This is a genomic window from Paenibacillus sp. KACC 21273, from assembly GCF_028736095.1.
GTDB lineage: Bacteria > Bacillota > Bacilli > Paenibacillales > Paenibacillaceae > Saccharibacillus > Saccharibacillus kyungheensis.
In genome coordinates this window covers 34,764-57,361 of sequence record NZ_CP117876.1, presented here as the reverse complement: position 1 = coordinate 57,361, position 22,598 = coordinate 34,764, and the positions used below count along the sequence as shown (strand labels likewise).

The window sequence follows — 22,598 nt, the reverse complement described above, 5'->3', positions numbered from 1 at the left end:
TATATCCTCAAATTAGGTTTTTTGGATATATAAACCTTAATAATTTATTTTTATTTTACCTATCTTAAGCTTTTATCAACACAAATTTTAACGAAAGTAAATACTAATCTACAATTTCAAATACTATAACTATACATAAAGTAATTTTATTTAATTCTAATATAATCAATAAAAAGAGACCACCCTATAGATGATCTCTTTCTTCGCAATACTATTTTAGGAGAACATTTATCTCGTATTATTTACTCATGTTAAACCAACCGGGCATTCCTTGAATAACAGTTACCAGTTTTTCTGGAAGCTGAATACGGGAAAGATTTAATTCGGAAGTAATTTCAGACTCACGTCCGCTTTCTACTTTCTCCACCCAATCAGGATTCATAATTATTGTATGTCCAAGCGCAATCAGTGGTAATCCTGATTCTACATGTTCAAGAGCTTGATCTGCTGTAACTACAGAACCGGCTGCTAATACAGGTACTCTGCCATTTGCTTTTTCCAAAATTAATTCAAGTCTGGTGCGATCATCTTGAGCATCTACTGGCTTAGAGGACAAATGATCTAACGAAGCATGAATATAATCCAGATCTTGTTCTACCAGAAAATCGATTAATTGATACGTATCTTGCATACGCAATCCATCGGCTTTGGATGATTCTTCTGGTGACAAGCGATAGCCTACCATGAACGGCTTGGTAGCATGTTTTGCTATAACAGATTTGATCTCTTCAATAATCGCTAATGGAAAACGTAGTCGGTTCTCAAGCGTACCGCCCCATTGGTCTGTCCGTTGGTTCGTCGATGGTGACCAGAAGTTTTGAATTAAAAATCCATGAGCGCCATGAATCTCAACTCCGTCGAATCCTGCTTCTATCGCTCTTCTTGTTGTATCTCCAAAAGCTTGAATCATCGACAGCACTTCTTCATGTGATAATTCTCTTGCTGCTGCGGTTGCTCCAAGAGCTGTACTTTCAGAAGGTAATGCACTTGCACTGACAACATCCAAGTCTGGCAATGCTTTATTACCTGCATGGAAAATCTGTAAGATAGCTGGTGCGCCTCCACTTTGGGTGACTTTCGCTAATTTTTGTAGACTCGGTACAAACTCATCAGCATATCCTGCAAATTCATGTGTAAATCCTTGTCCATTCGGAGTCACATGCGTACATCCTGTAATTACAAGTCCAACCCCATTTACACGTTCTTGATAATAGTCTACTTCTTCATCGGAAACGGTAAGATCTTCATTGCTTGCCCATGTGGTCATCGGTGCCATAACCACTCTATTGTTAATGGTGACTCCACTTTTAAAAGTAAACGGTTCAAATAACTTGCTATATTTTGTATTCATATCGGTATCCCTCTTTATATTATATTTTCTTTACAATACTTATTGTAATTGGTTGACGTAAGGGGAAGTAAAGAAGAATTTTTTATAGCATTACTAATATTTTTATAGTTTCCACTTCTGCTTTTATGCTATGATCTAGTTACAGTAACTGTAACTAAAAGGTGGAGAAAATAATATGGTCTATACCATGAATTATGTTATCGAAAATGTAAATATTTCTGCGAAAACGCTAAGATTTTATGAAGAGCAAGGCATCTTACCTAATATCTCCCGCGATGAAAAAGGAAGACGAGTCTATACCGAACAAAATATAGATTGGCTTGCTTTTATTCGTTGTCTTCGAGAAACAGGAATGTCTATTGCCAAAATCAAAGAGTATAAAGAGCTTTTTGAAGCAGGCAATTCTACTTTTTTGGAAAGAGAAGAAATGTTAAAAATTCATAAATTAGAAATACAAAAACATATTGAAGAAGAATTAAAACATCTGGAAGAAATCAATTACAAACTAGCGATGTATGATCTGCAGAAAGAAGATATTAAAAACAACCCTGATCATGTTTTCAAATGTCATGGTATGGAAGTAAATATTGTTAATTAATATCCAAAAGATCATTATGTATATCAAGTGTTGTGATCTAAAAAAAGTGCCCTGCATCCTAACAGTATTGAAGTTAGCGTGCAGGGCTATATGTATTTTATTCAAACAATTGCACATTCGGCTCCCGCTTCAACACATGAACGAGCATCGCATGTAATTGTCCACGATGATGGTAGAAGTGTGCTTGGGTATCCAAAAGCCATTCATACCGGGAATGTGTACCACCCCAGAATGCTGTGGTTTGTTGTAAAAGTTCGGATTCTTCTAGCTCTGCTATGCCTTCTTTGAGAAAAGCATAATGATGTAGTAAAGCTTCTGCGATAGCACTTAGATGAGGGGCAGGTTCCGCTTCTTCATAGAAACGATCGATCTCCTCTTCTGTAACCCCTTTTCCGATCAGAAAGTCTGCTTTGCAAAGTACAGACATGTGCGCAAGCAATTCTCCAATAGACATTTTCTCTGCCGTTGGTCTAACACTCAGATCATCGTCACTCAATGTGTTAATAAGCTTAATTACAGAATCGACAGCCATATCCATCTGCTTAAAAATCCCCTGACAATAGATGTTCATGCGTATCTTCCTCTTTTCTTCCAGCAGAATATTTGAATTTTTTGCAACTGCTCTACTGTATTTTACCTCTTATTATTTCATACCCTTTCTTATTAATCTTCTAGTTATACAGGTCATATGTATAGATTACAGCGATCCCACTATCCTTATTCTACTATGCTCTTCATCATAAAATGTACTGCGAAAAAAAACTTGCATTAGAGTTTACTCGAAGGTATATACTTTGTCTCATGGAAACATTATTAACGATTCGACAAGTAGCTACTGTCACAGGTCTTAGTGTCCACACCCTTCGATATTATGAAAATATCGGACTGTTGTCTTCGATTGATCGCAATGAGCTCGGGTATCGTTGCTATTCTTCAGCAGACTTAACATGGATTCAATTTCTCACCCGTCTTAAAGCAACAGGAATGTCTATTACCAATATGCTTGAAATTGCCGAACTTCGAAGACAAGGTGATTCTACTCTAACAACAAGGAGGATTCTTCTCGAAGAGCACTACGCAGAAGTACAGCAGAAAATGAGAGAATTACAGCACAATATGGATTTACTCGCCGATAAGATCGTTACTTACAAAGGAATGGAACACGATTACCAATCAAAACAATCATCTGCCGAGTAAATATCATCTGCTTTTCTTCACCATGTCCTCAACCTATCCAGCTAGAATACGTTCCCTGCTAGTTCTTATAGGATAGTTGAGGCTTTATGATAAAACCAACTAAATCAATTGAATTAGTCAACTAAATTTCGAAAGGATGATTGTGTTGTACTCCAATAAAACATTTTTCACTTATGCGATTGCACTCGGCGTATTCGGTATTACAAATACAGAGTTTGGCATCGTTGGTATTTTGCCAAAAATCGCTGAACATTTTCAAATCAGTGTATCTCAAGCAGGAATGTTAGTGAGCATGTTTGCTTTGATCATTGCTATTTTTGGCCCGTTTATGACTCTTTTACTTTCAAGGTTCAATCGAAAAAGGGTTCTAGTTAGTGTACTTCTTGTATTTACGATCGCTAATATTTTCTCTGCATTTGCTCCCAGTTATGAAGCTTTGATGATCTTTCGGCTTTTACCTGCTTTTCTACACCCTGTCTATTTTTCTGTCGCTTTTGCAGCTGCGGCAAGCTCTGTACCCAAAGAGCAAAGTGCAATCGCCGTAGGCAAAGTATTTACTGGCTTAACGATAGGTATGGTATTAGGTGTTCCGATCACTGCTTTTATAGGCGACCAGTTTTCACTTGAAACCGCATTTCTATTTTCAGCGGTAATCAATGCGATCGCGCTACTTGGCATTGTGGTCTTTATTCCAACATTACCGGTTGAGACAAAGTTATCTTTTGGCAAACAGTTAACCGTACTGAAAAAACCACAACTCTGGCTTACAATTGCAACAGCTTGTTTATTTCTAGCTTCTTTATATTCTGTTTATTCTTATTTTGCAGAATATCTTCAAGTCGTAACCGGGATGAGTGGCAAAGTAGTTAGTATTATGTTAATTCTTTTTGGTGCGAGCGGAATCGTTGGCAATATACGAGCAGCTACATATTTAAGTAGAAATATGCTAAAAACCACTATTGTCTATCCTTTTGCACTCGGTATTATTTATCTACTGGTCTATTATATGGGCAGTTATACAATTCCTATGATAATCATTATTCTGTTGTGGGGAGCTGTGTTTACCAGTGGTCTAATTGTCAGTCAGACCTGGCTCACTTCAGAAGCCTCGGAAGCGCCGGAATTTGCTAATAGCTTATTTGTCTCGTTTGCTAACTTGGGAGTTACGATTGGAACAACGTCTGGCGGATGGTTTATATCGCAGATCGGAATACATTCGATTACGTGGAGTGGTATTTTATTTCTACTGCTTGCATTGGGCTGTATTGTGGTCAAGATTAAGTTTTTTGATTCTAAAAAAAGATTTCAACCGTCTAGTGAAGTAAGACTATAATCTACTTTATATGTAGGTGCGGATAGCTTGAAGAACTAACTATATTGCAATCTGAACTTTAATCGAAAATAGGTAAAATAAAAAGACCACTTCTTGTGCTAGTAGAAAGTGGTCTTTGATTTTATGCATTTACTATAAAAAATGGGTCAGCGAAATCTACTGCGCATTTCTTTCGCGAATCGCGTCTTCTGTCTGTGGAATCAGGAAATCGACCATCACAGCCAAATAAAAGATCATACGAGTGTTGTTGATGTAGATAAATGATACTTTATACTTCAAATTTGTTTGCTGTAGTGGCTGTGTTCGATATCTTCTCATCCCCACTATCGCAAATCAAAAAGTGATGCTGAGCCCTAGCGACAAAGACATCTGTACAACAAAAAAGACACTGAGATGTGATGCACCAGTGTCTTTTTGCTGTATAGAGGCTTTTCTATCATCTTATTTTATTGCTGAACTATAGCTTATTCACTCTAATCGTATCGCTGTCCGTTAAACCAACTTAATCAATTCTTCCAGTTCGTCTAGTAGACGCTTGGCAAGTTCGAAATTCGTATCTTTTAACGCTAGTTCGATTTTCATTTCAACAGCTTTTTTATTTTGCTCTGCTTCCAGATATCCTTTATTAAAATGACTCGTATAAATCATCTCTTTAAATTCAACCATACTCATTTTTTTAACTGTTTTATCTTCAATAATCAACACATAATCCATACCATTCACAACCGAATAGAAATCATGCGAAATCATCAGAATCGCACCTTTATAGTCTGCTATCGCTTTTTCCAGTGCAATCTGCGTATAGGTATCTAAATGGCTTGTCGGTTCATCCAGAAACAATACATTGGCGTGACTGGCAGCAACTTTAGCCAATTGAAGCAAGTTTTTCTCTCCACCGGACAAAGAAGCTATCTTCTGGTTCAAAATTTCGCCTTCAAAGCCGTACTCTGCAAGGTAGGTGATCACCTCGTCATACGTTTTAAAGCCAGCTTCTATAAATTCTTCTATAATCGTATTGGAATCGGTTAACATTTCCCCTTGAAACTGAGATAAATACGCCATGCTAGCATCAGTCTTGATGTCGATTGCTTCATGATTATTTTTGAAAATATCTCGAAGCAATGTCGTTTTCCCTGTACCGTTCGGACCGATCAGAGCAACTTTATCTTTAGGCTTCATTTTAAAGGTTACATTTTCCAAAAGTAGCTCGTCAAAAGAAACGCTATAATCGCGGACATTAATCGCAAATCTACTCTCGATTTCATGATCGATATCCAAATGAATATTCGGTTGCTTAATATCTACAAATGGCGCTTTGAGTCGACGGGCTTCGAGTCTTTCGGTAAATCTTACTCTAGCTTTGAGGGCTCTACCACGGGATGCTTCTGAGTTATAGGTAGCGATTTCTCGTAGATTATCGACGATACTTTCATTTCTCTCAATTTCTTCCGCTTCAGCAACGGTCAGTTCTTGCAACTCGACCTTTGTCTGAAGAAGAGAGAAGTTATAATCGATATAACGTCCGTCGAATTCTTGGAGTTCTGTATTTTCAAGGTGGATGATTTTGTTAAAACAATGATTCAATAAATAACGGTTATGCGTAACCACAAGTAACATGCCTTTGTGGGTATTGATCAATTTTTTCAGTGAATTAAGATTCTCAAAATCTAAAAACACATCCGGTTCATCCATAATCATCAAGTCTGGACGAGCTAGCATTTCTTTCATCACTTGAATCAGCTTGAATTCACCACCGCTTAAAGAAGTGACATCCAGATCTTTGAGCTTCATCAGGTTCGCTAGATTGAGCTGCTTGTTGATATTATTTTCAAAATTGTCTCCGTCCATCGCATCAAATGCGTCTGAAGCCAATTGATGTCTCTCCATCAATGCATCCATATCAGACGTGGTTGCCATTTCAGCATAGATCGCTGTAATCTCATCTTGGATCTTAATAAATTCTTCTGCAATATATTCAAAAACCGTCATTGGTTTGGTTTTGTCGACTTGCGAGAACTGACTGACATATCCGATTTTACAATCCGGGTCGATCTCTAGCTTGCCTTCGAACAAATACCGTTCAGGATCGGTCAGAATATCGATCAGCGTACTTTTCCCACTACCACTTGTTCCGATAAAAGCACAATGCTGTCCCTCTTCAAGCGTAAATGAAATATAGTTATAAAGTTCTTTTTGCGGAAATGAGAAGGATAAGTTTTCAACTTTTATCATAGTGTTACCTTTCTGTATAGCTAAAATGGTGATAATTGTATAAGAAGTCTTGCCGAATAAGAGTGTCAATTGTGCCACTCCTCAGAGTAACACGGTTTACGGGGAAGTACAATTGATTTGTGGTTTTTGATCGTTATTTAAATTTTAATAATTGTTGCGGAAACTATATTATTGATGCATGCAAATTAAGAAAAACCATAAAAGCTTTCAATATCGCTACCCATAGGTATTATATTAAAATCAAAATTTTATTTGATAATTATTTAAAACTAATTGAATTAAAATCTAGTATTCTATGATTTTCTTTACTGTAAGTTCTTCGAAAATCTTGAAATCAACTGAACAAAAAACTCAATCTACTTACTAAACGGCTGATCTATTTAAGTATTCTGATAATAAGAAAGAAGCCGGACTAAGCCGGCTTCTTTTATATATCTTTATCATTAAGAATCTTATTTATAATATCCTTATACTCTGGAAAATCATTTGATATACTTTTAATTAAAATATCAATATATTTTCCAGAATTATATAGAATTTTTTCATCAGGTGATTTTATTCCATGTATTATGTGATTTCTTAGCCTTCTTAAATTTTCTATTTCTAATTGGGTCGCTGAATTAAAAATTTGTACTGCTGATAAAAAATTTTTTCCAAGGACTGATTGATATTTTTCGTTTGGAAGTATTTGCTTTCCTATAGCTAAAATTAAGGACTCTAACTTTATCCATCTTGATATAAAGTAACCTAGTGCATTTTCCTTTTCGGAACTATCTTTATCTATTTTGTAACCTCTACCTTGAATCTCTTTTTTCACTTCATTATAAATTTCGTATTTCTTTTTGTTTCCTTGTATCATATGTTCAACAAGCTGATCTGTAATGTTTCTCTTTTCGTCTTCAGGATTGAGCTGATCAATAAATGGCTTTATATTACTAGCTTTATTTAAATTTAATTTCTCTAAGAAAACATGTAGTACACGAGTATCCCCCAATATTAAGTCCTCATATTTCTTAGTATCTCGTTCTTCTAAAGAACTATACAAAAAAGATGAAAGATCATAATGGTTTGTGAAAGGTTCTTCATCTTTAGTTATTCTTTCTCTACCTGCATCTTGTAATCTTTCCAGTGCTAATTCACCAGTTAAGACTAAACCATTAAGTTCATCTAATATCTTATATTCTTCTTTTGATAATTTCCCACTAAGAGGCTTATAAACGAGATCATGTTCTACTTCAGCCCAAGCATGCATTAATACAGATGCAATTTGAATTTCGATAACTCCTTCGCTATAGTACTGTGTACTAGAACTCAAAAGCTCACTTTTTAGCTTTACCCGATAATGATTTGCGCCGTACCCAGAAAATCTTTTATTGTAAATATCTTTCTTATTTTTTTCTGGAAATGTCTTCTCTTTTATAACATCAAAATTACCATGTATATAGGCATGTACTTCTTCAGTTGCTTTAGGAAAGTATACTGCTATACGTACACCAGCAAGATCTATTATATCATCATAAATTTCCATGACACTTGCATAATTCTTTTTATTTTTATGTCTTGCTTCCAGCTTTGCTCTGAGCCTATCAGGTCTTTTTGCTCTATATGTTACAATTGCACGAATACCACTTGCACCTAAATCAGACTCACATTGTTGTGCACAAATAGAAGCAATTTTCTGATAATAATCATACTCTTTAGAATATTTTTTAAGAAACTCTTCAATAACTGGAATCTTCAATTTTTCTCCCCCTAAATATTTAATTACATATTAAAGTAAAAAGAAAATTCGATTAATTCTTAAAAATTAATAGTCAATATCCAAAAATTCCCATAAGGAAGTAGTATAACTCTATCATTATATTCTAGAAACAATCTAGCAAATCATCGAAAGCTTTCAGAACAACTTAATTAATTCTTGCTTAAATATTACTTATTCTAGCTCTATATCTAACAAATAGTATCACAAAATTCTTAACTAACAGACATTAAATCTGAACTAGATTGTTTTATACTTTTATTCGTATAATTTGTCTGAACAATTATTATAAAAATATAAATTAAATGATACTCTGTACAAATCTATATACTTTGTAAAGGAAATGTTAAAATTTTAAAGTATATGGTTCATTATTCATCTTTTGTTTAGCTAATTCTAAAGCAGCTTCTGAATATTTATTGAATATAGTAGAACCTACCTTGAGTTTGATATGATATCTATTATCACTCGCTTTAATATTCTGCCCTGTTTCTTTATTGATTTCCTCAAAAAATTTATTAACCTGATGCCAGCTTGCAAACCCCAGTTTTTGTCCTATTTGTGTAAGAGTATAAGGATAACTTGCATTCACAGCTGTAGGGTTATCCAATGTTGTAATACCATATACTTTTGCCAGTTCTCCTTCAGTATTCAGTGTATTCTCCAAAATTTGAAAATTAACCTCAACAGTTTTTTTGGGAATATCATACCTTACCATATCGTAAGTTCTTGCTAATAAGGAACGTAATAGCTTAGGATTTACTTTTTCTAATGCTGTATTTGCAGCAAAAGCTTCATAAACCCATTCAAAAGAACTTGCTACTATACTTTTAACTCTTACACTTCGATGCTCACCAATAGCAATTATTTTTTCTTTAGCAGGTAAAGAATGATTTTCAACATTAGAATCCCATTCTAACAAATATATATTTGGAATCAAATTGTTATCGGCAGATATAATTTCATCAATATCAGATAAAATAGCCTTAATATTAGAATCTTCAGCTCTATATCCCATAAAAATTAATGGATGTTCTGCAAAATAGGTAAGTAGCTTAGCGCTTAAATATTTTTTCTTTGTAATAAACTCTTCATAATCATCAGTTGTAAGAACCATACTTGCAGGATCATTAGTGCAGCCATGTATCTTCAAAATTTCTCCAATACTTGCATGGTTAGACCTAAGAATCTTCTGCCCTATAATAGGAGTATAATCAGGAAAAACTACTTCCTGAAATTGATCATAATTCGTAGTAATAAGAGCATGAGGCCGTATATTTTGTAAAGCCACTATTTCTTTTAAGAGCACATCGTCATTAATCTCTGATAGATCTTTAGGTGTGATTTCATTTAAGAGCTCTTTTATTTTATGCTTTATATAAATATCAGGTGACATACCATTTGAAAATAGCTCATCTGGAAATTCTTCTTTTCCTTCCCGCCAAGCCCATTCTCTAAATTTTCGAGAGAATATCTGTCCAATATCTGGAAAATCATGAGTTTGTCTATAGAAAGCAAAACTATCTTCTATCCTTGGACAAATTTCCGACAATTGTATCAACAACTGCTCCCAGTTAGGTGCTCCAAAATACCTTTTTGAAATTCCAGAACCTATAAATAAAATAGGTTGACATCCTATGTCTTCAAGGCAGCTTTTAATATCGTCAGTAATATCTGCCCTGTACTGCTCGTAAGACATGTTACTCGCTCCTTTGATTATAAATTTTAAATCTAAATTACAAGTACTATATTTTTACTATCAATTCTTGACTGATTCAATTAATGGTTTGATTAAAAATAATCTCTTCCTTTTGTACGTGATAAACTAAATAGTTCAATTTAACTGGATAGTGTTACTATTCTACTAAACACGTTATATTCCTTCAATCATATAAAATATATTATTTTTTAAATTTATTCAATATTCTTCCATTTTTCCTTCAATAAAAATATTGAAGATAATTTTATCGTTTAATGTGTACAACAAAGTGGCAAAAGTATTTTATATTTTTCTGAGAATATTCTAAACCCTTCCCACCTGTCACAAAAACTACATGTTTGCTAGCATATATACTTAATCGATCCAGTTAAATCGCTAATCTTCTGAACTTCATAACTTTCTCATTTAACTATCCTTTGGCTCATCATGAGCATATTTAATTTTAAGTTTACACTGTCTAGTCTTTAGCAAGTATTCCTTTTGTTGATTTCCATAGAATAAAAAACCACTCATAGCTATAGAGTGGTTTTTTTGAAAAGAACTTCACTTTTAACGTAAGATAGCTCTCTTTGAAGCCAATTACCCGTTGGTATCTAACATTGCCGGCATATTGATTTCTTTGACACAAGAAGCTTTGGACAGATTCATTACGCATTTGACTAAAGAAACTAAATCTTGAAGGGGAATCTGGGTTCCACCATATGTAGACAATACTTTTTCAATTCCATCTTCTAACGGAATTTGGGTTGCAATCTCACCCGGATTTATACAAGTGACACCAATCCCGTATTTCTTCACATGCTCTCTGATCGAATTGCCAATACCACGTAAACCAAACTTAGAAGCGGTAAATGATACTTGTGTGAAATCATTATGCTCCAGACCTGCTGTAGAACCAATCAAGAAAATCTTGGCGTTATCTGACTTTTTCAGATTCGGTAAAAGCTTCTGGATACAGGTAATTGTAGAAGTCACATTGATATTGATAATGTTCGCAATTTCAGCGGGATCATCGTTTTCAAAATTATAGTCGTCTCTGAACCCTTTGCTCTCCCATATGCCTACATTGTATATCAAGACATCTATAGTAACATCGTTCAGTGTATTCGCAATCAGCGTGCTTGCATCTGGTTTTGCCAAATCAGCTTCAATCCAATGTTTTTCAATACCATCTTCAACATCTACACTGTGAGGGTACGTTCTAGAAACCACCCACACACGATCACCTTTTTCGGGTAGTCCGTTAACAAAGGCTTCACCTAATCCTTTACTGGCTCCAAAAATAATAAAATTTTTCATAACGTACGTATCCTTTCGATATCATTTTTTATAGCTTATGATTAAAGATCATTTTAACCATTTACATATCGCGAAGCAACGAAGCATCTAAATACGCTTTTCCCAAATATCCACTACAAAGCACAGGACGTGCAAGGATTTCATATGTTTTGGGATACTCTGGTGCTTCTTCAGACCAGACTTCAAATGAATCGAACTCTTGCTTCGAAATCTGATGAAACTCTGCAGTATCGGTTATACCTGTTAACATCTCAAATACATAAATATCATCGCCAAATTTCCCTACAGACTGGTATTGACCTGTTTTCATACGTACATAGTCGGTGTATCGGACACTCATCGTTTTCACCCATTCTTTAATTAAATAGCAATATAGGGTATACGTACCCCATATTTTAGTAGGTATTATACACTGATTTAGTTTACGCATACAAATGAACACAACATTTTTACAATATCAGTGGTTGTACTTGGATAAGTATTTACATCAATCTTCTACGAGCGAATGAATGTTTACTTACATCTACCCTTATGCAAGATACTTATTCCACCGTACACAAAATAAAACTGCGCTATGGATGCGCAGTTTTACGGATTATTTTGGCGTAACAGTTGTAAATCCTTGTTGTCGTCGTAATCTCATTCTGGAAATCACGACTTCTATGACGATCAGATTAGGAATCCAACAAAGCCAGGCGACAACCCGAAACGCCGCCTCGAAATCACCAAGTAGAAAAATCAGCGGTGCTAACAAGATTCGAAGCGTAACCGCCGAAAACGTAAGTGCATAACTGCGAAGCATCCATACTTTATGAGCTTGGATGTCTTTGACCAGAATTTTTCTCGTTGCCATAAACGTAGTCGTAACCCACAGTACATCGAGCGACATGAACCCAAGCGAGGAAATCCAACCTCCTGTCGCAAAAATAGATAAATACACATTCACGATCCCACTCACTGTAATCGAAAGAACATATCCATACCCCAATAGGCGATGCCAGCGTTTCCTGCCATTAGTTGGCTTTATAAATAGTTGAAAGGGTCCTATAATCAAAGCAAATATCGCGGTAAAAATATGGGTGTATAGCACATATATCCATGGTTGGAGTTCAAAATTCGGTTTTTGCAATTTGAAAGACACAAGCCCAGCATTACTAGCGTTGAGAAAGCCATACTGAACAATGGCGTATCCAGCAATCGAAATGGCGAGAATGAACACGAGTCCCCTAATTATTTTATTTCCCATATGAATGCCCCTCCTCTGTTGTTGTATGCCAATTAAGCCTGTCGCTCCAACTAATACACGCATTTTCAAAAAGCTTCTTTCCTATCAGTAGGATCTTTACTCTAAGTATAGGGGATTGAATACTGCGGTCTTTGCCTTTTCTGTCGGAGTCCTTGCCTAATTCAACAGATTCCGTCACTTCATAAAGAAAAATCCGCTAGGCTCCATGCCCGCGGAAATTGAAAGTAAGTTTACGTGTGCGTTTCACTTCAAATGCTGATGGTCCCGACACTACCTTTTGATAAGTTTCAGTATAGGCAAAACACAAGGCACCTTAAAAGGGTAACTTATTAGAAAAATACGGTGCAAACTGAGAAGAATTTTATAAGTATATCCCTTTCCGCTGAACCAATAGCGGAAGGGGCTTTTCATTTGTCCGAAAAAGCCTAAAAAATAGCTACCTGCTGTCATTCCTCATCTGAACTTCCTGCACAAAAGCGACTCATTTGTATATCCACCACTTCCACGTCATAAAATTAATCGAAAACTAGAGAAATTAGTTGACAATTTAAAGATTACAAATTATTATTTTTGTTAACATATTTTATAACAAAATCATAAATTCGTTAACAGGAGGTTGTTATGGAGGAGAGATTCATAGTTAGAATCTCATCAGAAGAGAAGCAACAACTAAATCTGATAGCTGATGAATTACAATTGAGTTTAAGTGCCTTAGCCAGGAAAAGACTATTAGGTGAAGACACAAGCACAGCCTATTTCGAGCTAATTTCAAAAAAGATTAATTTAGTTTCCGAAGGAGAGGTGTTCACACTAAAAAAACTCATCCCTTTACATTGGCAGTACCTGTCAAGACCTGAAAAAAAATGCTTAGTTAAAATGCTTTTAGAGGCGATTGATGAAGATGAACTACCTGTAGACCTATACAGAGTTACCAAACGTGGAAAATATAAATTTGTTAGAACAGGTGAATACTTTTCTAGCGATATATTTCAAAAATTTCTACAAGAAGCAAAACATCCTGAAACCTTATATTGACTTCATGCAACAACAGACAGTTTTTTTACTAGTACTGAGCAGAATTGAGTCACTGCATCTCTGTTCTTGCTAACCATCTTTGTTAGGAGGATAACTATGAACGATAAGGTATCTGACATAAATGAGTTTAGAGCTAAGAAAGAACAAAGTGCCCCAATTAACCCCAAACAAAAACTACTCGAAAAGATAAGCATAACTTCGGAATTAGAATCCTTATTTAAGGACTTAAGAACTGATAAGAGAAAGGAGAAAGGATATAATGGGACTACCTAAGCATAAAGAAAGTATAGATTCTATAATCTCTGGGTTATTAGATTCATATTTTAAAAAAGGCGTTATCGAGGGCTATGACAGAGGTTATGATGAAGGCTATGAAGACGGTTACGAGCAAAGAAAATGTGAAGATAAACCTGCTTTATCTGAAGGCCTGAGAAAAGGATCGTCGAAATGTGGAAAAACTATGGCGAAAATGAAGAAAAATAAAAAGAATTATGGATAGTTCTCTCATAAATCTAAAAGAAAATTGTGCGTCGCTTGCTTTGACTGTTACAGCTAATTCATTTTAATGAGGATAGACAAATAGTTATGAAAAGCTTGTATATAAGGGAAAGACTCTCGGGTTACTGCCCCTATATACAAGCAAAGTTCGCTCTACTTATGATACGGCTCCCCACGGTTAATCTTCACTGCCCGATACACCTGCTCCACGAGCACCAACCTCATTAACTGATGTGGTAACGTCATCCGTCCAAAGCATAACTTCTGTTGCGCCCTTTTCAATACCTCATCCCCAAGCCCATGACTTCCACCGATCACAAACACCACATGACTGCTACCATACGTCCCTAACCGATCCAGTTCACTTGCTAGATCTTCCGAACTCCATAGCTTCCCGTCTAATGTCAACGCAATCACATGCGCATCTGGCTTGATCTGAGACAGTATCCGTTCGCCTTCTTTGTCTTTCACGATCCGTACTTCTGCATCGCTTAACGTATCCGGTGCTTTCTCATCGCTCACTTCAATTGTCTGGAATTTGATATACGGCGTTAATCTTTTGCTATATTCGGCGATTCCTTGTACTAGATATTTTTCTTTTAATTTGCCGACCCCAATAATCTGTATATGCATAACGTTCTCCTTCGTCTATCCTTTGGCTGATCGTGAGCCTGTTTACTGTTAAGTGTACACTATCTAGCCTTGGGCAAGCATCCCCCTTAAGAAATAGACATTGCGGGTACAAGCGTTTCCCACTGTTCTTTATTCACCTTTCCAGTGAAGCGATACACCGGTTGGTAATATCCTTTCGAATCATAGTTATATGCAAGCTCATATTTCTCAACGGTTAGTACGTCGCCTTTCTTCAGATGATTATACATATAGAAATCCCCTTGAAGGAGGTACGCATATGCTTGTGCCGGACTTATTACGTCTACTTTACGTACATACTCATTCTTATTCATCGCATCAAATAAATCACGAGGCGCCTGCTGATCATCAGCAGAAGGTATAATCATAATCATGCCGTCGGCAAAATCCTTTTCGTCCTTTGCAACAGCATCCACTGATTTTTGGATATCCCATCTCAGCGTATCCTCGTTCTGTATGCTAAATACGGTATCAGCAGGCAACATATCATTGTCCAGCATCCATTTTTCGTAGAACTCTCTTTGCGTTGTTAGTTCTTCCTTAGTGAGCTTAACCTCTTCACCACTCGCATTATACAACTGCCATACACCATCCTGCATGTTATAGTTAAACGTATACGAGTTGCCGCTACTATCGGCAAATGACCATATTCGATTCATTCCATCCACTCGTTTTCCTTGCTTCTGCTGAAGATGGAAAGATGGTTGAATAAGCGCAGTGATATGCTTGCCATACTCCAGATTATAAATCCTATGATTAACATAGAGTGAAACTGGTTGCGCCTTCTCTGGAAGCTTGGTAGCTATATTAACTTCGACCCCATCCATATTCTGCTTGATTGCTGGTCGAATTGAGAGATTACCCAACTCTTTTGCCTGATAGACAGCTAACGCACCGGTAAACAATAGAACAAACGCTATGGGAATGCACAGCGCAAGCCCTGTCGATTTGAAGTCTAGCTTTCGCTGATTCACACTGGTTAGAATAGCCTGCATGATCAAGTAGCCTGCTATACTGCCTAGTGTGTTGTGAAAAATATCGTCTAACTCAAAAATACCCCTTTTGCTAAGCACCTGAGTCAGCTCAATACCAATAGTTACGATTAGAGAAATCACTAGCACAGGAGTAAAACGCCGCGTTCGAATGCTCAGCAGTGGCAGTAAAAATCCAAGTGGCATAAACATCATCATATTAAAAATAATAAGTTGAAGCTCGCTGAGAGACCATTGATTCCACGCACTCAGATAGCCGCTAAACAGTCGAAAATTCACCCACCCCTCAAAGTTTTCCCCTCTGCTGAATGTAGTTAACATCATAACCAGACCAAACCACATAATGAGCAAATAACCTGCTGTAAACTGTGTGACCGAGAACTTTCTCTTGCCACCTCTTTTTCGATATAAAACATAAAAAAAGAAGGTAACGCCTAAAAGCACTAACGCTATAATGATTACCTTTGGTAGAAGCGGTAATAGCGCGCCAAGTATCCCTTGAATATCCATGTGTGTACTCCCTTCATTTTGGCTGTATGAATAATAATACGTTTTGCCACAAGGAAGACACTGCTTACTCGTATTTTGTAACAACGTATACAAAAAAATGACGAGATGCTTCCGTACTACCGTGATCACAGCTAGCGATCCAGTACGGTAGCTGGTAGTCTTTATTTTGAAAAATGAAGTATACACGTAAGTACATTCATCTAGAGCAACTTCAATTCATATCCAAAATAAAAAAAGCCTATTCCGCAAAGAATAAGGCTTCTAATTTCGAACATTTCAGAGCTGTATAGTCTGTTGATGATACAAATCGAAGATTTCAATCCGTAAAAATAGATTCATGTTTCTGATATTAGTAAATTTAATTTATTTTAGTTAAGGTTGTACTGTTAATCATCTTCATTGGGCATTTGGGCTCTATACAAAATGTCGTACTTAAGACTTTCTAATACAAGAAACAATACTTATAATCATTAATCATTTGTATACGCATAACGTTTTCCTTTAGATATCCTTTTGCTACTTATATGTATAGGCTGATTATTCTACTCATCTGAATACTCGGATAAATTGAAAACTCCCCGCACGCTAACTGTATCTCAGTCGGCAGGCAGGGAGCACTTATGAAGCCATCTTTTCTTTTATCGGCATTTAGTAATAGGTTGTGAATACCTTTTTAAAATAATAATGGATTTATTTCCTTTTTGTTCCATATAACTATTTTAATGCTTTGACGACTAATGCAGCATATGCACGCGCACCGGATGGATTCAAATGGACACCGTCTGGAGCAAAATATGAATCTTGTCCAGCACTGGCGGAATACCAGTCGATAATTGTAATGCGTGAATCTTCTGCGGCGGCATCACTGAGTGCCTGATTGACTACACTTTCCCATGGGCGAGGAACACGTGTATTCACTACAATAATTTTCTTCACACTATCGCTTTTCAGATCAGCGAGCAGATCGTCTAATTGCTCTTTGGTAAATGATCCATTCGTTCCAAGTTCTAAGATCACTTTGTGACCCAGTTGTCCGTTACGTGAAAGCTGTTGGACGACTCCAGATGCTTCGGTTAACTGTCTGCCAATTTTGCCATCGATCACAATGCCTGGCATCGCTTCGCTCAAATAAGGAGCGACATCTAACATAACAGAATCGCCGATTGCGCTGATGCCTTTGCCAGAAATGGTATCGACTTCTGTCGTTTTAACCGGTTCTTTATGCGTAGAATTTGATTTTTTTTCTTCAGTACCTGTTTTACTAGTTTCTGTTGTTGGTTGCTTACTTTCTGGTGAATCTTCTGTAGTTGCTGTTGAACTTTCTTTAGACGGATCGGTTGAATCTCCTGTAGCGGATGATTCTGGATTGGTATGATCCGTTGTTGCTGGATGAGAAGATACATTTTTAGGCGCAGGTGTGATCACCGTTGCTGAAGGTTGCGCTGCATGTTGTGCGATAGCTGTATCTTCATTATTAGAGATAAGATGACTGATTGCTGTTGAAGCTAGGACGAATACGACCAGAATGACAGCTCCATGCAACCAGACTCTAGATCCCATATGCTGTAACCGATATTTGAGACGAATACTGCGGAAGCCGTTGTATCGAATCGGTTGTTCTATATATCGCCATGATAACTCTGCAAGGGCTAGACTGACTGCTACTTGTACAATACTTTTGATAATCGAAGGTTCTGTTGTACTGATCTGTGAAGTCGAGAGTGTGATCACCGGGAAATGCCACAGATACAGTCCATAAGATCTTTTGCCTAACCAGCGTAAAGGCTTGCAACCGAGCACAATCGCAAGGCGACTTGCTGGATGAGCCAATGTGGCAATCAGCAGTGCTGTGATGATGGCGATCAGCACCATTCCACCACGATATAGAAATGGCTGATATTCATTCGTATGCCAGATCATCCAACCCAGTACGAATAACGTCACGACACCGACAACATCTAGTACGGTACGTGCTTGAGAAGAAACGCGAGCTTTGAGCTTGGCACTTGGCCATACAATCGCAAGCGCTGCTCCGATCAATAGTGCAAAGATACGTGTATCTGTTCCATAGTAGACACGACTAGGATCGCTACCCGGTTCATATAATGTAGCCATTAACAGTGCTGAGATTGCAGCTAGACTCAGAATCCAACCTGCTAGATTAACACGTTTCGGTAGGAATTTCAGCCCTAATGCAAGTAGCAATGGCCAGATTAGATAGAATTGTTCTTCGACAGCTAGCGACCACAGATGACCGAGTGGTGAAGCCGGGCCGAAGCTTTCAAAATACGATACTTTATGGAAAATAAACCACCAGTTGCTGACATAAAATAATGCCGCAGGTACATCTCCCATCAGTGCTGGCAGACGTGAATGATCTACGACCAGACACCATAACACGACCAAAATGATCATTGTGAACATAGCAGGTAATAAGCGTCTTGCGCGTCTAATCCAGAAGTCGACTAGATCGAATCGATGATGGCGTTCCCATTGCCCTGCAAGAATATCTGTGATGAGATAACCGGATAATACAAAAAATATACCGACACCTAGCAATCCACCGGGCGCCCAATCTATATTAAGGTGATACAATACTACTGCCATGACAGCAAAAGCACGTAACCCATCCAGTCCTGACATGTAACGGTGCTGTTGAAGCGGTTTAGACATGACGTAACCGCCCCTTATGTAAAAGTGCCCAGATGTTATTCATTTCTTCTACCCTTTCTGTACATGTTCCTCATTTATTTACCCATTTTCTATTCTTTTATTATATAGAAGTACGCTATTCATAGAATCTCAGCAAAGTTAAAAAATAATGACAGTAACGTCAAAATATAAAATGTTATGCCTCATATAAAAAGCACATACACTCTGTTCAGACCAAAGGAAATAAGGAACCGCGCTTACGGTTCCTCCCCCTTTTGATCCGTTCATGATCTGTACGTGCTGGTTAGAATGCCTGTTAGTTATAAATTCATGATTACATTCACTTTATTTCTCTCTATACAACGCCATTTCATGAATACCTAAGTCACTGTATAATAGTTGCGATCTTGTTACCTGCTCTGGTTAGACCACCAAAAATTCAGCATGTTGTTCGCAATAACTACATTTTGCAGGCGGGTCCCAGTCCGAAAATTCGGTCTCTTTTAGATCGACAACATCCGGTGCTTCTTCCAATTCATCTACGAATTCTTCCAATGCTTTTTCAATGTGTTCTTTACATACGACATACATCAATAGGGTCAAGCTCCTTTACTGGTTCAATATCTATATCGGCAAGTAGATCAATCAGGCTTGGACAGAAGTTGAAGAGTAATATCCTTCTTCACGCCATCCCGATAATAGGTGATCTCAAGCGAATCACCGACCTTCTTATGATTATACAAATACTTGCGTAAATCAAGTGTAGAAGTGATTTTTTGTTGATCCAACTGCACGATAATATCATCGGCAAGTATTCCTGCTTCTTTGGCAGGTCCACTAGCTTCGACGACAATAATGCCATCGGTTACCCCTTTCGGTAACTCTGGCTTTTTGTAATCTTTTTCTTGTTCATCGAACAAACGATATGCATTTTTATTATCAAAGTCTGTTGTATATACGCCCAGATATGGACGGCTAATTTTACCATTTTTAATCAAAAGATCGACATTCTTCATGACTTCATTGATCGGAATTGCAAATCCCAGTCCTTCGACACCGGTATCCGAGATTTTCATCGTATTGATGCCAATTACTTGTCCGTTCAAATTGACCAATGCTCCGCCACTATTGCCTTCATTGATCGCGGCATCGGTCTGAATCACATTTTGTTCCCAATCATACGTACCGTCTTGATTAAGCGATACTGGAATCAGACGATTGTTGTAGCTAATAATTCCTGATGTCATCGTACCATTAAATCCTAGTGGATTGCCAATAGCCATCACAGTCTCGCCTAATTGAAGCTGATCCGAGTTGCCTAATTGAGCGATAGTATCAATATTTTTACTGCTAATCGACAGCACAGCAATATCGCTTATAAAGTCTGTACCTACAACAGTCGCGGCTAATGTGGTTCCATCGCTTAGCACTGTTTTGACTTGATCTGCGTCTTGAATGACATGATTATTAGTGACGATATAGGCTTTACTGCCTTCTTTGCGGAAAATAACTCCTGATCCAAGTGCAGACTCATTCAATGTAGAAGACTCATCTTGATAATTTACAATACTCACCATCGCCGGACGCACTTCATTCGCGACATGAATTAACTGTTCATATGGATTACCGTCTGTTTGTTGAGTCGTCGTAGGAACGATACTGCTAGCGACAACAGAAGAAGAGGAGCTGTTGCTATACCATCCGAATAAGCTAATGATCGCTATTACTGTTACTGCACTACTGATCGAACTAATCGCTATTACTTTGATCGTAGATGCCGATCTGGAACGTCCAGCTAAGGAACGATTTCGATAAGATGAAAATGGCACAGACATTTTACGTTTGGATCGCCGTGATACTTTGGTGTTGTAGAAATCATCATCAAATAAGCTCATGCTGATCGCCCCTTTGCTTGTCTATGCTAATCAGATTAATTATATGATTTCAATTTTACCAAAAATAACCATTTTCTGAAACTGAATTTATTTGTCGCTTATAATATCCCATGGTGTTGGACGATCATAATATGTTTCACATAGCTTAAATTCGTGATCTTTATAAAAGCAGCCTCTACTCTCCATCGCATCACGTACTGTTAGCTTGGCAAGTTCCATCATATTGTGATCTCGACTCAAGTGAGCAAGATAAGTACGCTTGGTTTTGCGTGTAAGTAGTTCACTTAACGCTTCACCTGCTGCATCGTTCGATAAGTGACCGATATCGCTAAGAATCCGTCGTTTGGTATTCCATGGATATCTGCCCATCCGTAGCATTTCAATATCATGATTAGCTTCAAGCACTAATACATCAGAACCAGCAATACTTTGCATGACTTTGTCGCTTACATATCCAAGATCGGTAGCCAGACTTAACTTTTCATCCCCATCTGTAAAAAAATAACCTACAGGCTCTGCCGCATCATGCGAGATCCCGAACGATTCAATCCGCATCGAACCGAATGTAAGATGATCGCCTGTTTGCATAATTTGCTTTTGCTCTGGTGACAATTTGCCGATCGAACGTTCCATCGCGCCCCATGTTTTTTCATTTGCATAGATCGGTAATTCGTATTTTCGAGCAACAGCTCCTAATCCTTTAATATGATCAGAATGTTCATGGGTAATCAGAATCCCATGAATCTGTTCACCGGTAAGATCGCGTTCTTGTAATAATTCACCGATTCGACGTGCACTCAATCCAGCATCGATGAGGATGGTTGCATCTTTATTTTGAACAATAGTCGCATTGCCTGTTGATCCACTTGATAAGACTGTAAACTGTATTCCCATGTGTCTACTCTACTCCTTATTTTCTGCCGCTGGAGGAACAATCACTTCTCCATTTATTGCTTGTACATAATAAAAAGCTCCACTATCTAGAGCAATACGCCATACCGGTACAGCAAGCTGATGCGTACTGTCCAGTGTCTGCCCGTAAAAGCCGAGCGCTATATCTTTAATTACCGAACTTTCGGGTATTTCTTTTTCAATTAAGCTTCCAAGAGCATTCGATGCAGAGATAATTTCTTGCTTCGGTTGATCTTGATTGGCACTTACTGTCCATTGAGGCTCTGTATACGAAGTAATCTTCTGATTACTATAATACAACTGTAAATTCATATTAAATAGAGGAAGATCACTATTAATAAGCGGATGAAGCATAAATACACTTTCTTCGCTCACTAACGGATCATACCGATAATTTTCGATATCAGGAATTTCGTCTGCTAATTGATTACGTAATTCGTCTTCATTAAAGATTAATTGACTATCGACAGAGCTTTTCAGCTTAATCGGAGTCTCTATAACATCTTGTCCGTTATACTGGTAAATGATTTTGGACAAAATAGGTGTATCTCTTGGAATCTGTGCGGTGACCTGAATATGTTTCTCTTCCATCGCTTGCTGCGCATTATCGCTTAAAGAGGTAAAGTCCAGATTGGATTGGGCTTGATCACGTACATCCACCCACAACTGGTATCCCAGTAAAACGTTTAGCAATAAAAAAGCACAGATCAGTACGCTT

General features: G+C 37.3%; 22 protein-coding genes. 6 read left to right on the top strand and 16 right to left on the bottom strand.

Annotation, left to right across the window (positions count from 1 at the left end; genetic code table 11):
- Positions 1–238: 238 nt before the first annotated feature.
- Positions 239–1,351, bottom strand: coding sequence for an NADH-dependent flavin oxidoreductase (locus PQ460_RS00295; protein WP_274171354.1), 1,113 nt, complete (start codon positions 1,349–1,351; stop codon positions 239–241).
- 175 nt (positions 1,352–1,526) lie between these two features.
- On the opposite strand from PQ460_RS00295, the gene PQ460_RS00290 reads away from it, so the two are divergent.
- The gene (locus tag PQ460_RS00290; RefSeq protein ID WP_273614261.1) at positions 1,527–1,949 is read left to right on the top strand and encodes a MerR family transcriptional regulator; all 423 of its coding nucleotides are present in this window, start codon (positions 1,527–1,529) and stop codon (positions 1,947–1,949) included.
- 97 nt (positions 1,950–2,046) lie between these two features.
- Here PQ460_RS00290 and PQ460_RS00285 read toward each other — a convergent pair whose 3' ends face one another.
- Positions 2,047–2,520, bottom strand: a complete 474-nt coding sequence (locus PQ460_RS00285) for a DinB family protein (protein WP_274171353.1) — start codon at positions 2,518–2,520, stop codon at positions 2,047–2,049.
- 230 nt (positions 2,521–2,750) lie between these two features.
- Between PQ460_RS00285 and PQ460_RS00280 the strand changes: the two genes are divergently transcribed.
- On the top strand, positions 2,751–3,146 hold the full coding sequence (locus PQ460_RS00280) for a MerR family transcriptional regulator (protein ID WP_273614263.1): 396 nt from the start codon (positions 2,751–2,753) through the stop codon (positions 3,144–3,146).
- A gap of 145 nt (positions 3,147–3,291) precedes the next feature.
- Complete coding sequence (locus tag PQ460_RS00275; protein WP_274171352.1) at positions 3,292–4,479, top strand: MFS transporter; 1,188 nt, start codon at positions 3,292–3,294, stop codon at positions 4,477–4,479.
- Between the two features lie 156 nt (positions 4,480–4,635).
- Here PQ460_RS00275 and PQ460_RS00270 read toward each other — a convergent pair whose 3' ends face one another.
- The 7 genes from PQ460_RS00270 to PQ460_RS00240 all read right to left on the bottom strand — a co-directional run bounded on the left by PQ460_RS00270 (position 4,636) and on the right by PQ460_RS00240 (position 12,735).
- Positions 4,636–4,758 (bottom strand): hypothetical protein, encoded by a 123-nt coding sequence (locus PQ460_RS00270; RefSeq protein ID WP_274171351.1) that lies wholly within the window; start codon positions 4,756–4,758, stop codon positions 4,636–4,638.
- Positions 4,759–4,971: 213 nt separating this feature from the next.
- The gene (locus PQ460_RS00265; protein ID WP_274171350.1) at positions 4,972–6,711 is read right to left on the bottom strand and encodes an ABC-F family ATP-binding cassette domain-containing protein; all 1,740 of its coding nucleotides are present in this window, start codon (positions 6,709–6,711) and stop codon (positions 4,972–4,974) included.
- A 427-nt stretch (positions 6,712–7,138) separates the two neighbouring features.
- Positions 7,139–8,452, bottom strand: coding sequence for a RelA/SpoT domain-containing protein (locus PQ460_RS00260; protein ID WP_274171349.1), 1,314 nt, complete (start codon positions 8,450–8,452; stop codon positions 7,139–7,141).
- A gap of 364 nt (positions 8,453–8,816) precedes the next feature.
- A complete protein-coding gene (locus tag PQ460_RS00255) occupies positions 8,817–10,169 on the bottom strand; it encodes an SIR2 family protein (protein ID WP_274171348.1) in 1,353 nt (450 codons plus the stop codon).
- A gap of 600 nt (positions 10,170–10,769) precedes the next feature.
- Positions 10,770–11,489: an SDR family NAD(P)-dependent oxidoreductase gene (locus PQ460_RS00250; RefSeq protein ID WP_274171347.1), complete on the bottom strand. Its 720-nt coding sequence runs from the start codon at positions 11,487–11,489 to the stop codon at positions 10,770–10,772.
- Between the two features lie 61 nt (positions 11,490–11,550).
- The gene (locus PQ460_RS00245) at positions 11,551–11,829 is read right to left on the bottom strand and encodes a hypothetical protein (protein ID WP_274171346.1); all 279 of its coding nucleotides are present in this window, start codon (positions 11,827–11,829) and stop codon (positions 11,551–11,553) included.
- 255 nt (positions 11,830–12,084) lie between these two features.
- Positions 12,085–12,735: a DUF2306 domain-containing protein gene (locus PQ460_RS00240; RefSeq protein WP_274171345.1), complete on the bottom strand. Its 651-nt coding sequence runs from the start codon at positions 12,733–12,735 to the stop codon at positions 12,085–12,087.
- A gap of 621 nt (positions 12,736–13,356) precedes the next feature.
- Between PQ460_RS00240 and PQ460_RS00235 the strand changes: the two genes are divergently transcribed.
- The 3 genes from PQ460_RS00235 (at position 13,357) to PQ460_RS00225 (ending at position 14,269) form a co-directional block, all read left to right on the top strand.
- Positions 13,357–13,770: a hypothetical protein gene (locus PQ460_RS00235; protein ID WP_274171344.1), complete on the top strand. Its 414-nt coding sequence runs from the start codon at positions 13,357–13,359 to the stop codon at positions 13,768–13,770.
- Positions 13,771–13,866: 96 nt separating this feature from the next.
- Positions 13,867–14,043, top strand: coding sequence for a hypothetical protein (locus tag PQ460_RS00230; RefSeq protein ID WP_274171343.1), 177 nt, complete (start codon positions 13,867–13,869; stop codon positions 14,041–14,043).
- The gene (locus PQ460_RS00225) at positions 14,030–14,269 is read left to right on the top strand and encodes a hypothetical protein (protein ID WP_274171342.1); all 240 of its coding nucleotides are present in this window, start codon (positions 14,030–14,032) and stop codon (positions 14,267–14,269) included. The genes PQ460_RS00230 and PQ460_RS00225 overlap by 14 nt, the downstream gene beginning before the upstream one ends.
- A 152-nt stretch (positions 14,270–14,421) precedes the next feature.
- Here PQ460_RS00225 and rlmH read toward each other — a convergent pair whose 3' ends face one another.
- The 7 genes from rlmH to yycI form a co-directional block, all read right to left on the bottom strand.
- Positions 14,422–14,901 carry a 23S rRNA (pseudouridine(1915)-N(3))-methyltransferase RlmH gene (rlmH, locus tag PQ460_RS00220; RefSeq protein ID WP_137224792.1) on the bottom strand — a complete coding sequence of 160 codons (480 nt, stop codon included), beginning with the start codon at positions 14,899–14,901 and terminating at the stop codon, positions 14,422–14,424.
- 86 nt (positions 14,902–14,987) lie between these two features.
- On the bottom strand, positions 14,988–16,421 hold the full coding sequence (locus tag PQ460_RS00215) for a VanZ family protein (RefSeq protein WP_274171341.1): 1,434 nt from the start codon (positions 16,419–16,421) through the stop codon (positions 14,988–14,990).
- A gap of 714 nt (positions 16,422–17,135) precedes the next feature.
- Positions 17,136–19,094, bottom strand: coding sequence for an acyltransferase family protein (locus PQ460_RS00210; RefSeq protein ID WP_274171340.1), 1,959 nt, complete (start codon positions 19,092–19,094; stop codon positions 17,136–17,138).
- A 402-nt stretch (positions 19,095–19,496) separates the two neighbouring features.
- The gene (locus tag PQ460_RS00205) at positions 19,497–19,664 is read right to left on the bottom strand and encodes a CxxH/CxxC protein (RefSeq protein ID WP_069326412.1); all 168 of its coding nucleotides are present in this window, start codon (positions 19,662–19,664) and stop codon (positions 19,497–19,499) included.
- Positions 19,665–19,714: 50 nt separating this feature from the next.
- Entirely contained in the window at positions 19,715–20,968 is a 1,254-nt protein-coding gene (locus PQ460_RS00200) for a S1C family serine protease (RefSeq protein WP_274171339.1), read from the bottom strand.
- A gap of 87 nt (positions 20,969–21,055) precedes the next feature.
- Complete coding sequence (locus PQ460_RS00195) at positions 21,056–21,862, bottom strand: MBL fold metallo-hydrolase (protein ID WP_204825770.1); 807 nt, start codon at positions 21,860–21,862, stop codon at positions 21,056–21,058.
- 9 nt (positions 21,863–21,871) lie between these two features.
- Complete coding sequence (gene yycI / locus PQ460_RS00190) at positions 21,872–22,573, bottom strand: two-component system regulatory protein YycI (RefSeq protein ID WP_441005621.1); 702 nt, start codon at positions 22,571–22,573, stop codon at positions 21,872–21,874.
- Positions 22,574–22,598 lie beyond the last annotated feature (25 nt).

Excerpts from the sequence above, each read along its gene's own strand:
- PQ460_RS00200 (WP_274171339.1), bottom strand. The coding sequence starts at position 20,968 with ATGAGCTTATTTGATGATGATTTCTACAACACCAAAGTATCACGGCGA.
- PQ460_RS00240 (WP_274171345.1), bottom strand. The coding sequence starts at position 12,735 with ATGGGAAATAAAATAATTAGGGGACTCGTGTTCATTCTCGCCATTTCG.
- PQ460_RS00225 (WP_274171342.1), top strand. The coding sequence starts at position 14,030 with ATGGGACTACCTAAGCATAAAGAAAGTATAGATTCTATAATCTCTGGG.
- PQ460_RS00205 (WP_069326412.1), bottom strand. The coding sequence starts at position 19,664 with ATGTATGTCGTATGTAAAGAACACATTGAAAAAGCATTGGAAGAATTC.
- PQ460_RS00215 (WP_274171341.1), bottom strand. The coding sequence starts at position 16,421 with ATGGATATTCAAGGGATACTTGGCGCGCTATTACCGCTTCTACCAAAG.
- PQ460_RS00295 (WP_274171354.1), bottom strand. The coding sequence starts at position 1,351 with ATGAATACAAAATATAGCAAGTTATTTGAACCGTTTACTTTTAAAAGT.
- PQ460_RS00235 (WP_274171344.1), top strand. The coding sequence starts at position 13,357 with ATGGAGGAGAGATTCATAGTTAGAATCTCATCAGAAGAGAAGCAACAA.
- PQ460_RS00265 (WP_274171350.1), bottom strand. The coding sequence starts at position 6,711 with ATGATAAAAGTTGAAAACTTATCCTTCTCATTTCCGCAAAAAGAACTT.
- PQ460_RS00195 (WP_204825770.1), bottom strand. The coding sequence starts at position 21,862 with ATGGGAATACAGTTTACAGTCTTATCAAGTGGATCAACAGGCAATGCG.
- PQ460_RS00245 (WP_274171346.1), bottom strand. The coding sequence starts at position 11,829 with ATGAGTGTCCGATACACCGACTATGTACGTATGAAAACAGGTCAATAC.
- PQ460_RS00250 (WP_274171347.1), bottom strand. The coding sequence starts at position 11,489 with ATGAAAAATTTTATTATTTTTGGAGCCAGTAAAGGATTAGGTGAAGCC.
- PQ460_RS00210 (WP_274171340.1), bottom strand. The coding sequence starts at position 19,094 with ATGTCTAAACCGCTTCAACAGCACCGTTACATGTCAGGACTGGATGGG.
- PQ460_RS00255 (WP_274171348.1), bottom strand. The coding sequence starts at position 10,169 with ATGTCTTACGAGCAGTACAGGGCAGATATTACTGACGATATTAAAAGC.
- PQ460_RS00290 (WP_273614261.1), top strand. The coding sequence starts at position 1,527 with ATGGTCTATACCATGAATTATGTTATCGAAAATGTAAATATTTCTGCG.
- PQ460_RS00230 (WP_274171343.1), top strand. The coding sequence starts at position 13,867 with ATGAACGATAAGGTATCTGACATAAATGAGTTTAGAGCTAAGAAAGAA.
- rlmH (WP_137224792.1), bottom strand. The coding sequence starts at position 14,901 with ATGCATATACAGATTATTGGGGTCGGCAAATTAAAAGAAAAATATCTA.
- PQ460_RS00280 (WP_273614263.1), top strand. The coding sequence starts at position 2,751 with ATGGAAACATTATTAACGATTCGACAAGTAGCTACTGTCACAGGTCTT.
- PQ460_RS00285 (WP_274171353.1), bottom strand. The coding sequence starts at position 2,520 with ATGAACATCTATTGTCAGGGGATTTTTAAGCAGATGGATATGGCTGTC.